9 protein-coding genes are annotated in these 16,119 nt (G+C 68.9%); 6 read left to right on the top strand and 3 right to left on the bottom strand.

All coding sequences use genetic code 11. The features are described from left to right. Positions 1–73 precede the first annotated feature (73 nt). Positions 74–1,594: an adenosine deaminase family protein gene (locus B2515_RS06620; RefSeq protein ID WP_293875068.1), complete on the bottom strand. Its 1,521-nt coding sequence runs from the start codon at positions 1,592–1,594 to the stop codon at positions 74–76. 352 nt (positions 1,595–1,946) lie between these two features. Here B2515_RS06620 and B2515_RS06615 point away from each other — a divergent pair, with 352 nt between their 5' ends. Genes B2515_RS06615 through B2515_RS06595 form a run of 5 tightly spaced genes read left to right on the top strand, consistent with a single transcriptional unit; the run spans position 1,947 to position 8,289 of the window. Further along, a complete protein-coding gene (locus tag B2515_RS06615; protein WP_293875066.1) occupies positions 1,947–4,379 on the top strand; it encodes a DUF1592 domain-containing protein in 2,433 nt (810 codons plus the stop codon). Positions 4,380–4,389: 10 nt separating this feature from the next. Further along, positions 4,390–5,751, top strand: coding sequence for a DUF1552 domain-containing protein (locus B2515_RS06610; RefSeq protein WP_293875065.1), 1,362 nt, complete (start codon positions 4,390–4,392; stop codon positions 5,749–5,751). After that, positions 5,744–7,087, top strand: a complete 1,344-nt coding sequence (locus B2515_RS06605) for an ankyrin repeat domain-containing protein (RefSeq protein ID WP_293875063.1) — start codon at positions 5,744–5,746, stop codon at positions 7,085–7,087. The genes B2515_RS06610 and B2515_RS06605 overlap by 8 nt, the downstream gene beginning before the upstream one ends. Before the next feature lie 30 nt (positions 7,088–7,117). Beyond that, on the top strand, positions 7,118–7,594 hold the full coding sequence (locus B2515_RS06600; protein ID WP_293875061.1) for a c-type cytochrome: 477 nt from the start codon (positions 7,118–7,120) through the stop codon (positions 7,592–7,594). A gap of 5 nt (positions 7,595–7,599) precedes the next feature. Continuing rightward, positions 7,600–8,289, top strand: a complete 690-nt coding sequence (locus B2515_RS06595) for a cytochrome b/b6 domain-containing protein (RefSeq protein ID WP_293875059.1) — start codon at positions 7,600–7,602, stop codon at positions 8,287–8,289. Positions 8,290–8,415: 126 nt separating this feature from the next. On the opposite strand, the gene B2515_RS06590 is transcribed toward B2515_RS06595, so the two are convergent. Further along, a complete protein-coding gene (locus B2515_RS06590) occupies positions 8,416–9,939 on the bottom strand; it encodes an alkaline phosphatase D family protein (RefSeq protein WP_293875057.1) in 1,524 nt (507 codons plus the stop codon). Between the two features lie 168 nt (positions 9,940–10,107). On the opposite strand from B2515_RS06590, the gene B2515_RS06585 reads away from it, so the two are divergent. Next, on the top strand, positions 10,108–12,399 hold the full coding sequence (locus B2515_RS06585; RefSeq protein WP_293875056.1) for a TonB-dependent receptor: 2,292 nt from the start codon (positions 10,108–10,110) through the stop codon (positions 12,397–12,399). 728 nt (positions 12,400–13,127) lie between these two features. Here B2515_RS06585 and B2515_RS06580 read toward each other — a convergent pair. Continuing rightward, a complete protein-coding gene (locus B2515_RS06580) occupies positions 13,128–15,995 on the bottom strand; it encodes a TonB-dependent receptor (RefSeq protein WP_293875054.1) in 2,868 nt (955 codons plus the stop codon). Positions 15,996–16,119: the final 124 nt, after the last annotated feature.

The raw sequence follows: 16,119 nt of genomic DNA, 5'->3' as shown, positions 1-16,119 counted from the left end.
CTGATGCCCGACCGCACCCTACCGATCCAACGCAATGACTGCGACGGATCGTTGCAAAAAACAGCGCACCTGCTCACCGCTCCATGGCCTCGAACGCGGTCATGTCCCGCTCCAGCTGCATCTGCCGCGTCGCCTTGGCGCTGGTCGCGAGGAACGCCGCACAGGCCGGCGCGCTGGCCACCGCGCAGGCCGCGACCCGCGCGCCGCCCGCCCGGTCGCGCCACAGGCTGGCCCCCGGCAGGAAGGCATAGTGCAACCCGTCGCGGACGATCTGCTTCAGGTCGCGATAGCGCAGCCCCTGCTCGGTCACGGCGCGCACATATTCGTTGGTCATGTCGCTGCGCGACACGCCTTCGTCGTCGGTCGACAGCACCACCGGCACCCCCGCCTCGCGATAGAGCGACAGCGGGTGGTCGCGGCCCTTCACGCCCAGGATCACCGCATTGCTGGTCAGGTTGATCTCCACCGCGACCCGGTCCCGCGCCATCCGCCGCAGCAGCGCCGCCGCGTCCGCCTCATAGGCGATGTCGACGCCATGGCCGATCCGCCGCGCCCCCGCGACCGCCACCGCGTCGCGGATGTGGAACGCCAGCTCGCGCGGCGGCACCAGCCCCAACACCAGCTCGCCGGCATGCAGCGACAGGTTCACGCGCGGATGCCGCGCCTTCAGGAAGGCGATCATCCGCATGTGCAGCGCATAGTCGCGGATCGCGACCGGATCGTGCTCCGGCGCGGCGATGTTGACACCGACGAAGCGCGGATCGGCCTCCGCCATCGCGAACGCCAGCGCCAGTTGCGCGAACACCTTCGCCGGGGCGATCGTCCGCAACGCGGTGAAGAGATAGCGCACCTCGACCGCGCAGGCCGGCTGCGCCGCGGCGGTCCCGCATTGGTCGATCGCCGCCGATGCCGCCTCGCCCGCGTCGTAATCGGCGCGCACCTGCGCCACCACGGCGGGCAGCAGCGGCGCCAGCCGCGCGGTCATCGCCGCGAAATTGTCGCTTTCCCGCTCTTCCATCGCCGTGACCAGCGTCATCGCCGCGCGCGATCCGGCCCCCAGTTCGACATAGGACACCCGGTCGGCCGCCGCCTGTTCCCGCGTCGCCGCCAGCTCCTTGCCCATATTGCCCCGCGACGCGGCGGAGAAGGACGCGAAGGTCGCGAAGAACCGGTCGTAGCCCGACACCGACCGGTCGCCGACCCCCGCCTCGAACCCGCGGGTCGACAGCGCATCGATCGCCCCCGACCAGCGTGGATAGTCCAGCTCCAGCCCCGCCGCCGGCACCCGACCCGGCGCGTCGCACGGCGGATCGACGATCGCATAGCCCGGCGTCGTCAGGCACAATCCGCCCGCGCCCGCCCAACGCAGATAATCCTCGGCATAGATCGAGCCGCCCATATGGTTGTGCAGGTCGCCGCCCTTCGGCATCGCCTGCAGGAACAGGCGCAGCCGCGGTGGGCTGTCGGCGATCCGGTCCAGCCGCGCCGCGGTTCGCGCCTCTGCGCTCGCCGCCGCACCCGCCGCCGCCTTCGCCGCTGCGGGCGACGGCAGCGAGGCCAGCACCATCGTGATCGCAGCAACAGCCGCCCGCATCGTCGTCCCCCCGGTTGGTATGTGGCTGGCGGCCGCGTCGCCCGACGTCGATACCGCCCGGGCGGCTCCCCCCAGGGCCGCCCGCGCCCGACCTAGCGCCGCCGCCCCCGCCTGCTCAACGACCATTAAAAGCACGATGCGTTGCCGAAATTCGGCAGGGGTGGGTGAACGCCGCCGCCTCCGGGCATGCGCTCATTTTGCGCTCCGGGCGTCGCGTTAACGGCAATGGACGCGGCAAGTCCCCGTCCGTTACCTCCCCGGCATGCCGCATTCGCCGGCCGGCGCCCCGCGCCGCCGCGACATGGCCCGACGGTCGCCTCGCGGCCACTCGGAAAGGATGGACCTGAACCGCATGAGCCCGACCTGGCGCCCTACCCTGCACAGCGGCGTGCTGATGCTCAGCGCGCTGATCGCCGCCGGATCGGTGCTGGCCCGGTCCGACGATGGTGCCGCGCCGCCGCCCGCGGCGCAGGCGGCCGGGCCGGATGCCCCGCCGGCGCTGCTCGACCAATATTGCGCGCGCTGCCACAACGACACCGACAAGGCCGCCGGCCTCTCGATCGAGGATCTGCGGCCCGGCGATCCCGCGCGGGGCGCGCATGCCGACGAATGGGAAAAGATCCTGCGCCGGGTCAGCCAGGGCGAGATGCCGCCGCTCAACCGGCCGCAACCCGATGCCGCCGCGCGCACCGCATTCGTCACCTGGCTGCGCCGCGCGCTCGATGCGCGCGCGATCGCGCATCCCGATCCCGGCCGCGCCACCATCCGCCGCCTCAACCGCGTCGAATATGCCAATGCGGTCCGCGACCTGCTGGCGCTGAACGTCGACGTCAGCCGCGACCTGCCGCAGGACAATTCCGGCTACGGCTTCGACAATATCGCGGACGTGCTCAGCGTCTCGCCGACGCTGATGGACCGCTATGTCGCGGTCGCGGGCAGGGTCGGGCGGCTGGCGACCGGGCTGGCGTCGCGCCGTGCCATCGTCACCACCTTTCCCATGCCAAAGGACGGGTCGGTGATGAACGGCGGCCGCCCCGCCTATAACGAACGCGCGGGCGACGACCTGCCGCTCGGATCGCGCGGCGGCGGCGCGGTGCGTTACTATGCGCGCCACGACGGGGTGTACGAAATCACCGCGCATCTCAACGCCAACACCAACAACGAAACCGACGACCTGCCCGAGGATCGCGTCAGCGTGCGCGTGCCGCTGAAGGCGGGGTCGCACGCCATCGCGCTGTCGTTCCGCCGCCGCCTCGCGCCCGACGAGAGCATCCAGACGCTGCGCAACACGCTCGACGTCGTGCCGATGCCGACCGCGCCGCCGGTGATGTTGCCGCTGGACGTGTCGGTCGACGGCGCGCGGGTGCGGCAGCTTCAGGTGCCCTCCTATCGCCTGTCGCCGCGCTACGCGCAGCAGAACTGGCCGCGCGACGTGTTGCAGGTCGACGTCGCCGGGCCGTTCGCCTCGGCCGGCGCGGGCGACACGCCGAGCCGCCGCCGCATCTTCCTGTGCGATCCGAAGACGAAGGGCGCGGAGACGCCGTGCGCCACCCGCATCGTCGCCGCCCTCGCCCGCCGCGCCTATCGCCGGCCGGTGGTCGCGGCCGACCTCGCGCCGCTGATGCGCGTCTATGCCGCCGAACGGTCGCGCAGCGATTTCGCGCACGGGGTGGAGGCGGCGGTGGAGGCGATCCTCGTGTCGCCGCACTTCCTGTTCCTGATCGAATGCGATCCCGCCGGCGCACCGCCGGGCAGCGTCCATCCGCTCGGCGACCTCGAACTCGCGTCGCGGCTGGCGCTGTTCCTGTGGAGCAGCATCCCCGACGACGCGCTGCTCGCGGTCGCCGAACGGGGCCGGCTGCACGATCCGGCGGTGCTGGTCGCGCAGGTGACGCGGATGCTCGCCGATCCGCGCGCCGACGCGCTGACCACCAATTTCGCCGGCCAGTGGCTCTACCTGCGCAACCTCGACCAGCAGCGCCCCGACATCGCGGTCTTCCCGACCTACGACCTGCGGCTGCGCAGCGCGATGGCGCGCGAGACGGAGATGTTCTTCGGCCACGTCCTGCGCACCGACCGCAGCGTGCTGGACTTCATCGCTGCCGATTACACCTTCCTCAACCAGCGGCTGGCGCAGCATTACGGCATCGGCGGCGTCACCGGCCCCGCCTTCCGCCGCGTCGCGCTCGCGCCCGGGTCGAACCGCGGCGGCCTGCTCGGGCAGGCGAGCATCCTCACCGTCACCTCCTACGGCAACCACACCTCCGTGGTGAAGCGCGGCAAGTGGATCCTCGACAACATGCTGGCCGCGCCGCCACCACCGCCGCCGCCCGACGTGCCGGCGTTGCAGGACAAGCATGACGGCCGCCTGCTGACCGCGCGCGAACAGCTCGAGCTGCACCGTAAGAGCCCCGCCTGCGCCGCCTGCCACGTGAAGATGGACCCGCTCGGCTTCGCGCTGGAGAATTTCGACGCGATCGGCGGCTATCGCCGGGTCGATGCCGGCCAGCCGATCGACGCCGGCGCGACGATGCCGGACGGGACGAAGTTCGCCGGGCTGGCGGGGTTGCAGGGCATCCTGATGACGCATCGCGACGAATTCGCCGCGGCCTTCACCGAACGGCTGATGACCTATGCGCTCGGCCGCGGGCTGGGCGCGGCCGACATGCCCGCGGTGCGCCAGGTCGCGCGCGCGGCGGCGGCGGACGACTACCGAATCCAGACGATCGTCCGCGGCATTGCGACCAGCGCGCCCTTCACCCAGCGGAAGGTGCCCCTGAAATGAGGGACATATCATGAGACTGTTACGCGGACCGATCAGCCGCCGGACGCTGTTGCGCGGCGCCGGCACGACGATCGCTTTGCCGTTCCTCGAGGCGATGATGCCCGCCGCCCGCGCCGCCGACCGCGCGGCCCGGCCCAAGCGGCTGCAGATCTTCTATTCGCCCAACGGCATGATGATGGACGGATTCGTGCCCGAGCCGGGCACCGGGTCCGCGCTGCCCGCCGTCCTGCCGCCGACGCTCGCCCCGCTGGCGCCGTTCCGCGACCGGGTGACGGTGGTCAGCGGCCTCGCGCATCCCAGCGCCGCGGCGATGGGCGACCGGCCGGCGGGGCACGGCCGCTCCTGCCCCGCCTTCCTCACCGGCACCCATGTCCGCCAGACAGAAGGCACCGACATCCGCTGCGCGATCTCGGTCGATCAGGTCTATGCCGCGCATCTGGGCGACGCGACCCGGCTCAGTTCGCTGGAACTGGGCATCGATCAGGCCAGCCTGCTCGGCAGCTGCGACATCGGCTACAGCTGCGCCTATACCAACGGCATCTCGTGGCGCGGCCCGACCGTGCCGCTGCCGGTCACGGCCAACCCCGGCGACGTGTTCGAGCGATTGTTCGGCGATGGCGACGCGCTCGACGCCGCCAGCCGGCTGGCGCAGCTCCGGCGCCAGGCGAGCATCCTCGATTTCGTCATGGACGACACCGCCCGCCTGTCCGGCCGGCTGGGCGCGGAGGATCGCCGCAAGCTCGACGAATATCTGGAGGCGACGCGCGATATCGAACGCCGCATCCAGCGCACGATGGCGGCGGAGGGCGCTGGCGGCGACGGACCGCAGGCGACCGCCATGCAGCGCCCGGCCGGCATCCCGGGTTCGTTCGACGAGCATGTCCGGATGATGATCGACCTGCAGGTGCTGGCGATGCAGGCGGACATCACCCGCGTCGGCAGCTTCATGATCGGCCGCGAGCTCAGCAACCGTACCTATCCCGAGATCGGCGTCCCCGATTCGCACCACATGCTCAGCCACCACGGCAACAACCCCGACAAGATGGCGAAGCTGGCGCGGATCAATCGCCATCACATGGAATATTTCGCTTATTATCTGAAGCGGATGCAGGAGACGAAGGACGGCGAGGGATCGCTGCTCGACCGGACGCTGGTGATCCGCGGCTCCGCCTTCGGCGACCCCAACGAGCATGACCATATGAACCTGCCGGTGATCGTCGCGGGCGGGCTGGTGCAGGGGAACCGCCACATGGCGGTGACGCCGCACACGCCGATGTCGAACCTGCTGCTGGCCGGGCTGCACCTGCTCGACGTGCCGGCGCGGACCTTCGGCGACAGCACGGGTGTGCTGGCGGGGCTGGCCCATGGCTGAGCGCTGGCCCCTGCCGCTGCTCGCCGCCGCGGTCTTGCTGGCCGGCGCGGCACCGGCGCACGCCCGCGATCCCGAAGCGCTGGTCCGCGCGATCCGCGACACCGACGTCGCCGCCGCGCGCGCCGCGATCCGCGGCCGGGGCGACGCCAATGCGCGGCTGGCGTTCGGTGCGACCCCGCTCGGCATCGCAGTCGATACGCAGGACCCGACGATGGTCGCGATGCTGCTCGCGCAGGGTGCCGATCCGCAACGCGCCGACGGCGATGGCGTCACCCCGCTGGCGCTGGCGTGCGAACTGGGCGACGGCGGGGTCGTCGCGCAGCTGCTGGATGCCCGCGCCGCCGTGCGCCGCGCCGGGCCGGAGGGGATCACCCCGCTCGCGATCTGCGCCGCCCACGCGCCCGCCGCGGTGGTGGCGCGGATGCTCGCGGCGGGCGCGGCGGCCGATGCGGTCGACGATCGCGGCCAGACGCCGCTGATGTGGGCGGCCGCCGCCGGCCGAACCGAGGCGATGGCGCTGCTGCTCACCGCGGGCGCCGCCGTGAACCGGGTGTCGAAGGCGGGGTTCACGCCGCTGTTCTTCGCGATCAAGAGCGGCGTCCCCGCCGCGACCGAAGCGTTGCTCGCCGCCGGCACCGACCCCACGCATCGCGGGCCCGAGGAGACCAGCGCCGCGCAACTGGCGCTCTACCAGCACAATCCCGCCGCCGCCGCGCTGGTGATCGCCCGCGGCGCCGACCTGACCGCCCGTGACCGCAACGGCAACCAGCTGCTCCACGCCGCCGCGGCGGAGGGCGATCCCGCCCTGATCGCGCTGCTGCTCGCAAAGGGGGCCGATCCCAACGGCCTGACCGGCGCGTCGCGGATCACCTGGGTGACGGAGGCCAATTTCGGGGTGCCGCCGCCTCCGGTGCCGCCGACGCCGCCGCTGCTGGTCGCCGCCGCGCATGGCCGGGCGGAGGCGATGACGCTGTTGCTGGCGGCGGGCGCCGATCCGCATTTCGTCGCGGCGGACGGGACGAACGTCGTGCTGGCGGCCGCCAATGGCGGCAGCGCCGCGGCGATGGCGGTGGCGCTGGACGCGGCGCCCGCGGTCGACGTCGCCGATGCCCGCGGGCGCACCGCGCTGCACCGCCTGCTCGGCGCGGGGATGCCGCCCGACATGGCCGCGACGATGCGGTTGCTCGCCGACCGCGGCGCGCGTACCGATATCGCCGACCGGTCTGGGCATACGGCGGCGGCGATCGCCGACACGGGCCTGACCGACGTGAAGACCCTGTTCCATCAGGTCTTTGCGGAACCGACACCGATACGGCTCGCGGCGGCGCGCCGGTGATGCCGCCCTCTTCAAGCACGGGATGATCGCATGACGACGACACGACATTTCCAGATCGGCCTGCTCGGATTCGCCGCGGCGACGCTGGCAGCCTCCGCGACGCTGGCCGCGGCCGGTCCCACGCCCGCGGCGGCGGTGGCGGCGCGGCAGGCCGGGTTCAAGAAGATGGGCGGCGCGATGAAGGCGCTCAACGACCAGCTGAAAAGCGATGCCCCGGCGAAGGATGCGATGACCGCCGCCGCGCGCGTCCTCGCCGCGACCGCGCGCGAACAGCCGGCGCTGTTCCCCGCCGGCAGCGGCGCATCGGCCGGCGTGCCCAACGACGCACTGACCACGATCTGGAGCGACCGCGCCACCTTCGACGCGCAGATGGCGAAGCTGATCGCCGAATCGGGCAAGTTGGTCGCGGTGACGAACGGCGGCGACGTCGCCGCGATCCGCGCGCAGGCGAAGGCGACCGGTGCGACCTGCGCCGCCTGCCATCGCCAGTTCCGCGCCGACAGCTGACCGCGATGGCGGCGGAGCCCTCCCCCGGCACGACCGCCCGCGTGCCCGTCTGGGACGCCGCGGTGCGGCTGTTCCACTGGACGCTGGTGGTGCTGATGGCCTTCTCCTGGTGGAGCGGCGAACGCCACGACATGGCATGGCACCGCCTGTCGGGCTATGCGATCCTCGCGCTGGTCGTGTTCCGCCTTTACTGGGGCGTCGCCGGCGGCCGCACCGCGCGGTTCGCGCAGTTCGTGAAGGGACCGCGCACCGGCATCGCTTATGCCCGCGGGCTGATCGCCGGGCGCGACGAAGCCCCGCCGGGGCACAATCCGATCGGCGGATGGAGCGTGATCGTGATGCTCGCCGCATTGGTCGCGATGGCCTTGGCGGGCCTGTTCGCGGTGGATGTCGACGGGCTCGAATCGGGTCCGCTCGCCGATTACGTCAGCTTCGAACAGGGCCGGCTTGCCGCCTCGGCGCACGAACTGATCTTCAACCTGCTGCTCGCGCTGGTCGCGCTGCATGTGATCGCGATCCTGTTCCACCTGATCCGCCTGCGCCACGACCTGATCGGTCCGATGATCCACGGCCGCAGCCCGGCCGGCACGCGCCACCCCGCCGAACCGCTCGGCGCATCGCCGTTGCGTGCACTTGCCGGGATCGTCGCGGCGGCGCTGTTCGCCTGGTGGGCGGCGCAAGGGTTTCGCCTCTAGCATTGCGATCCGCGAGGGACCGGGGATGCGCAGGCGCCGGCGTGTGTCTGTGCCGGCTTCGGCTGTGCGCGACCGTACGTGCCGGTCAGGCTCCGGACCATCCGGCCCTGCGAGCCGTTACGATCCCTAAGCCGCGGAGAGCGTTCGCGCCCCCGCGGCGATGACGAACGCGCCGCCGCTGCGGATGGCGCCGTTGCGGTCGCCCCTGTCCACGATCATCCGCATGTCGGCGCGCACGCGCGCGCGATCGATATCGATCTGCGTCCAGCCGCTATGCCGGACGTCGTGGAAACGAACGTGCGGGTTATTCTGCCCGACATCGCCGAAGCGCCCGGTCGGCGGCGGCGCGGCGCCCAGCGCGGAGGTGACGAGTTCGGCCCCTGTGACCGTACCGTCCTCGCCGCGAAGATCGTTCGCCCAAAAGGAATGCACGTCCCCGCTCAACACGATCGGGTTCGTCACCGCCGGCCGCTGCATGTCGCGCAGCAGCCGGGTACGGTTGGCCGCATATCCGTCCCACTGATCGCTGAACGTCGACGTCCGCGCGCCGTCCAGCCAGAGCGGGGCGAAGAACACCTGCTGCGCGATAAGTGACCAGGGGCGGCGCTCGCCGGCAAGGCGATCGGACAGCCAGCGTTCCTGCGCGCTTCCCAGGATCGTGCGACCCGGTGCCGACGCCGCGGCGCAGTCCTCCAGCCGGACGTTCCGCGCCACGTCCGGCGCGGCGCATGGCGGCGCACTGCGATACTGGCGGGTGTCGAGGACCGACATCGACACCAGATCGCCCCAGTCGACGGCGCGATACAGGCGCGGTGCGCGACGATTGCGCCACAGGCCGGGCCGGATCGGCATGTGTTCGAAATAGGCCTGATAGGCCGCCGCACGCCGCGGTGCGAATAATGCGGGCGGCAATCCTTCGCGGTTGGCGAGGCCGGCATAGTCGTTCAGGACCTCATGATCGTCCCAGGTCACCACCCAGGGGCAGGCGCGGTGTGCGGCCTGAAGATCGGCATCGGTCTTGTAGAGCGCATGCCGCTGCCGATAACCGGCCAGATCGCGCGGCTCCGACGCGCCGAAGTCGCGGATGCGGGGCAGGTCGGGGTAGCTCTGCTCGTAGATATAGTCGCCGAGCTGGACGATCAGATCGGGTTCGGCGGCGACGATGTCGCGATAGGCGCCGAACCATGCCTGTTCCCAATGCTGGCAGGACGTCACCGCCAGCCGCAACCGGTCCGCGATCACCGGCGACGTCGCCGCCCGCCCGACCGGGCTGGTCGCGCCGAGCGCGTGGAAGCGATACCAATAGGGCCTGCCCGGCGGCAGACCCGTGACCTCGACGTGTACCGCATGGGCGCGCTCGGGAAAGGCGCCGCCCCGCCCGCGACGGACGATCGTGCGGAAGTGCGGATCGGTCGCCACCTCATAACGGACCGCAACCGTTGCGGCCTGCAGCGGCGTGGCATGCGGCCCGATCAACCGCGTCCACAGGACGAAGCCGTCCGTCGTGGGATCACCGCTCGCCACGCCGAGGGCGAACGGGTCCGCATCGGTCCGCGCATGGGCATCGAGCGGGATCGACGGCATCACCGCCAGCCCGGCCATGGCGGCGAGTAGCGCCCGGCGATGCCACAGGTGATCGGATGTCGTCATGCGCATCCATCCTGTCCGCCTGCCATGACGCGGCGATGACACGGAGAACCGGACGTCACGGAAACGTCGCAGAAGCGCAACGAAAACGTCCCCGGGCGATCGTAACCGGGCCCTGACGATCGTCGACGAACGACGACCTTACGACGCTTCTCAAAAGGTGGGAACCCGATGATCCGCAAGACGATGCTGCTCGCCTCGGTGAGCGCGCTGTTCGCCATCTCCGGCGTCGCGCGCGCACAAACCGCACCCGACGACCGGATCGCATCGGCCGAACCGCAGGAGTCCGGAGGCGAGATCGTCGTCTATGGCAGCGGCAAGGTCCGCCAGGAACAGACGGTTTCGCGCAAGGCGATCGAGATTCTGCCACCGGGCAGTTCGCCGCTGAAGGCGGTCGCCCGCCTGCCCGGCGTGGCGCTGCAAAGCTCCGACCCCTTCGGGTCGTACGAACTGGGCACCCGCCTGTCGGTGCGTGGCTTCAACCAGAGCCAAATGGGCTACACCCTCGACGGCGTGCCACTCGGCGACATGTTCTACAACAATCACAACGGCCTGCATGTCAGCCGCGCGATCGCAACCGAGAATATCGCGCGGGTCGACGTCTCGCAGGGCGCCGGATCGCTCGGCATCGCCTCGACCAGCAATCTCGGCGGCAATCTGGAGTTCGTGTCGCGCGCGCCGTCGCAGGATCTCGGCGGCGAAGTGGCACTGACCTATGGCATGTACGACACGGTGCATCTGTATGGCCGGCTGGACAGCGGCGAACTGGCGACGGGCACGTTGCTGTCGGTTTCCGGCGTCATCCACGACGCCAGCAAGTGGAAGGGCTTCGGCGGCCAGTCCGACAACAAGGTCAACGGCAAGATCGTCCAGACAATCGGCGATGCGACGCTGACCGGCTGGCTCAATTACTCGCTCCACAAAGAGCGCAACTACGCAGATTTGTCGCCGGCGACGCTGTCGCGCATCGGCTACGACCTTGATTTCCTGCGCCCGGACTATGCCACCGCGATCCTGCTGTCGCAGGTAAGTGCGAACCGGACCGCTGAGGCCGCACGCCGCCCCCTGCCCTTTCCGACCGCAGGCGTCGCCTTTCCGGCACCCTATACCAACGTCAACGACACCTATTACGACAGCGGGGGCGTGCGGCGCGACTGGCTGGGCGCAGTGACGCTTGACGTGCCGGTCGCCGATTGGCTGGATGCGAGCGCCACCTATTACCACCATTACGACAAGGGCAGCGGCGGCATCTACACGCCGGCGGTCTTCTCCCCCGATGGCTTCCCGCTGTCGGTCCGCACCACCGAATATGGCATCACGCGCGACGGCGGCCTCGCCCGCGCGACGGCGACGCTCGGCGGGCACACGGTCCAGATCGGCTATTGGCACGAGGACAATCGCGCCAGCACCGACCGCAATTACTATGCCGCCAGCCTCACCAACCGGCCGGACGTCACCAGCTTCCTGACGACGCCATTCCGCAGCGATTTCCTCACCGACCTGACCACCGTGACGAACCAGTATTTCGTCAGCGACAGCTGGAAAATCCTCGACGCGCTGACGATCGCCGGCGGCTTCAAGGGCGCACGCGTGTCGAACGGCATCACGACCACCGTCGGAACGCCGTTCATCAACGGCCGGATCGCCGCAAGGGATTGGTTCCAGCCCCAGATCGGTGCGACCTATCGCATCGGTCGTCAGGAGCTGTTCGCCAATTACGCCGAGAACATGCGCGCGTACATCAGCTCGTTCCGCGGCCCCTTCGGCACGACCCAGGTCGGTTTCGAGGCCATCCGCGACACGCTGAAGCCCGAGACGTCGCGCACCATCGAGGCGGGCTGGCGCTTCGATCTCGGCCGGGTCCGCGGGGTGCTCGCCGGCTATGACGTCAAGTTCAGGAACCGGCTGCTGGCGGCCTTCAGCGGTGCGAACATCCTCGGCAATCCGAGCATCCTGCAAAACGTCGGCAGCGTCACGAGCCGCGGCGTCGAAGTGGCCGCCACCTATCAGCTGGCGCGTCCGCTCGCGCTGATCGCCTCCTATTCGTACAACGACAGCACCTACGACGACGACACGGTCAATGGCGCGGCATTCGTCCCGACCCGGGGTGTGCGCACCGTCGACACCCCCGCCCATCTCGGCAAGGGCGAGATCAACTATGACGATGGCCGGTTCTTCGCCAATCTGGCGGGCGCCTACACCTCCCGCCGCAACGTCACCTATACCGGCGACGTGACGGTCAAGGGCTACACGCTATTCGACGCAGCGATCGGCTATCGCTTCCCCGCGGACAGCACGTTCGCCGGCGTCGAGGTCCAGATCAATGCCGTCAACCTGACCGACGAAACCTACATCGCGGCGCTCGGCTCGGGCCAGTTCTTCAACACGGCGGCATCGCTGAACAACACGCTTCAGGCCGGATCGCCACGTCAGGTCTTCGGCACGGTGCGGCGCAGATTCTGAGCGGAGCGGCGCCGATCTTGCCGGCAACGGCCCCGCCCGAGGAGCGAGTCCGATCGAGCCGAAAAGGCACACGCTCCAGAGGCGCATTTGGTTGGGATCGCTTTTGCTCCGGAAACGCGTTGCACACCAACGAAAGCTTCCGGTGCGCTTGATCGCCGGTCGTGCCCGCTGTGGCAGGTACGTACCGCCAGCTGCATGCGCACCGCGATCCTGTCTCGGCGCCGCTCGGTCAGCGGTCGACGGTCATATGCGGGGCACGGGACCGGATAGCTCCGTTCCGTCCGTGCCCCTGCCATCTGCGCCGTCAGACGCTGACCGTCGCCGCGCCGCCCGGACCGCAGTCGGCATTTATGCTGCGATCGGTCGTCGTCTTGCGTTCGATCATCGTTCCCTCCTGCTTCACGTGATTTGATGGTCGCGCATAACTCTCGGTCGTCGATGGGAAGGCGCCGTGGAAACCCGTCGGCCGCAGGCCGCGGTGGACCGCACCGGCCTGACATGTCGCCTCACGAACCCCGATCGTTCGCGACGCATGTCTTGGGGAAATATATCTCTGGCAAATTGGCATGACCCGATGCTCACCGTGACCATCCGGCGGCACCGCGAAACAAAGGGGCGTGGTCGACTGCGGCTATGCTGCGGCACAGATCGCACCGCTCACGGCCATGACCACCACGCCCAGTGGGGGGACCCGACGAGGATTGGGAAACGCCGAGCCCCCCGAACCATCAGAACATGCGGAACGTCACACCCGCCGTAAGGCGCGCGCCGTAGCGGTTCCACGCCAGCGGCAGGTTGCCGTTGGTCGTCGGCCTTTCGGTCGCGTCGAGGATGTTCTGCGCCGCGATCGTCACGGCCAGCCTGTCGGTGATGTTGTACGCCGCCTGGGCATCCAACTGTCCCCAGGCGTTGACGTAGGTCGGCGCGTCCGTTTCCGTCCCGACCGTGTCGAGATACTTGCTGCGCCAGGTGTAGGAGACACGAGCCTGGACCGGCCCCCGCTCGAAGAAGGGCGAAATCGTATAGCTCAGCTTCGAGAGGTAGGGGAGGGGGAGTTTGCCGGGAGCATTGAAGTTGTCCGTGAAGGATCCGTATTTCTGGTCGAGCACCGTCGCATTGGTCTGGATGCCGAATCCCCAGGCCAGATTGCTCGTCAGGCCGATCGACGCGCCCCGCACCTGCGCGTTGCTGCCGTTGAAGGGCGTGTTGACGAGCATCGTGTTCGTCCGCTGCAGCTTGCCGTTGCAGAAGAGCGACCGGTTCTGCCGGCAGAAATCGACCGCTTCGGTCGGGACCACGACCTCGACGAAGGCGTTCTTGCGCACGATGTACGACTGGATATCGTTGACGAACAGATCGACGTTGAACAGGCTGCCCTTCGCGAAATACCATTCGAACGCCGCATTGTAGCGCCACGCGCGATAGGGTTTCAGGTCGGGATTGCCGCCGTTTCCGCCAAAGAACGGCCCGAAGCTCGAATACCGGTCGATGCTGTATTCCACCTGCCCGGACATGTCGGCGAAGCTCGGGCGCGACACGACCTTGCTGGCCGCGGCACGAAGCTTGATGTCATCGGTCACCTCATAGGCGGCGTTGAACGACGGCAACCAGTCGTCGTAGCCGCGCTTGATCGTGACCTGCTCTTCGTACCACGGGTCGTAATCGAGCGTCGAGCGATAGGTCTGTTCGTTGCTGGTTCTGGCGTAGCGCACGCCGATATCGCCCGACAGGCGGCCGACGCTGTAATTGATCTGGCCATACGCGGCGTTGGTATTCTCGATCGTGTTCCAGAAGTTGCCGGCATCGCGGTAATTGCCGCTGGCATTGCCCGGCGACCGGTTGGCCTCGGAGAATTTGGTCAGCGAGTCCTGTGTCAGGCCGACGATGCTGCGCAGCGCGCCGCCTGCCCCCAGCCCTCGCCACAATGTCGGGTCCAGAACCGACGTCTGATACGCCGCCATGCTCTCGGTGCGCGGGAACACGGTGTTGTAGAAGGTCGGCTTGTTCAGCGAGCGATGCTGCTGGATGCGGCCACCGAACAGCAGATCCTTCACCGGGCCCCAATCGAGGTTCAGCTTGCCGTCGAACTTGGCATATTGGTAGCGGTCGAGGGTCTCGGCAAATTTCACGAACCCGGCCTGCTGGCCGGCCGCGCGCGTCTTGAACAGCGCCGGATCGGTCGGCGACGTCGCCAGCGTCAATGCAGGCCCGTTGCGGTCGAAGGCGAAGCTGCCCGACGTGTTGCCGTAGAAGCTGAGGTAATATTCCGGGTCGCTGCCGCCGGTCGCCTGGGTGATGCCCGCGTTCAGGACCATGTCCAGCCGCCCGGGCGACCAGCGCGTCCGGATGTTGTAGACCTCGGTGTTCAGCTTCGAACGCTTGTAATATTCGTCCATGCGAACCGCGAAATTGCCCGCGCCGCCGGTGATGCCCGCCGCCTGGGTGGTCACGGTCGACAGCCGGGTGATCGGCGCGGATCCCGCGTCATAGGCGTTGCTCTGGTTCCAGGGCACGCTGAAGTCGGTCTGGAAGGTCTGCGTGTAATCCGAGAAATCGCCCCAGATGCGCAGCGCGGTACCCTGCATCTCGAAATTGTCGACCGGCTTTGCCTGGACCGCGAGATAGCCCGTGGTGCGGATGCTGTTCGACCGGGTCGCGCTCATCCACAGGAATTGCGGCACCAGCATCGCGCTGTTCAGCGCCGGGCCACTGGTCACGGTGGGCAGCAGTGCGGCGTTGCGGAACGCCCCGGTCGCGCCGTTGGTGCAGCCGCCCCAGCCATTGCCGTTGCAGGCCGGGCCATAACGCGTCTCGAACGACCCCGAACCCAGCACCGACTTGTTGTAGGCGAGGCTTGCCAGAATGCCGAAGGTCTTGTCCTCGGTGTACCAGCTGTACAGGATCGACGCGCGCGGATCGCGTTCCTTGTTGCGCAGGTTCAGATTGTAGTTGGCCGCCACCGACAGGGTATTGCGGGGCAGTTCGAACGGCAGGCGCGAATTGACGATGATCGAGCCGCCGACCCCGCCTTCGTCCAGCCGCGCCTCGGACGTCTTGTAGACCTCGACCGTACCGATCAGTTCCGGCGCCAGATTGCGGAAATTGAAGCTGCGGCCGGTATCGCGGTTGTTGGCGCCGGTTTCGGCGGTCGCGATCGGCTGGCCGTTGAACTGGGTCAGGATCAGCCGGGAGTCGATGCCGTTGATCGACACCTTGGCGCCCTCCCCGCCCGCCGTACGATCGATCGTGATGCCCGGCAGGCGCGACAGCGATTCGGCGACGTTGACGTCGGGATAGCGGGACACGTCCTCCGCGGTGATGACGTCGATCTGCGCCGACGATGCCCTTTTCGTGTCGATCGAGTTGGCGATCGCATTCCGCGTGCCGACGACGACGATGTCTCCATCGCCATCGGTATTGGCCTCTCCGCGCTTCTCCAGCCGCTGCGTCACGCGATCAGCGGTGCTGCGGGGCGCGTCGGCCTGCGTCTGCTCCTGTGCAGGCGTATCGGCGACCTGATCCTGCGCGGTGGCGGAAACCGACCAGCCGACGCTGGTGATCGCCGTAGTAAACAACGCAAGCGTACGAACTTTCATTGAGCCCTCCCTGTTTCCGTGTGCCGCCCTCTTCGGCCCACCCCCGGAAGGAAGGCTATGTTACAATACCAATCTATGTCAATTACGGACTTATATTTTTCGGTCAAAGTCGACATATATGGCG

Origin of the sequence: Sphingomonas sp. UBA978 (assembly GCF_002292295.1) — a bacterium.
GTDB lineage: Bacteria > Pseudomonadota > Alphaproteobacteria > Sphingomonadales > Sphingomonadaceae > Sphingomonas.
Note: the sequence above shows the minus strand (reverse complement) of the source record. Positions and strands in the feature narration are given on the sequence as shown.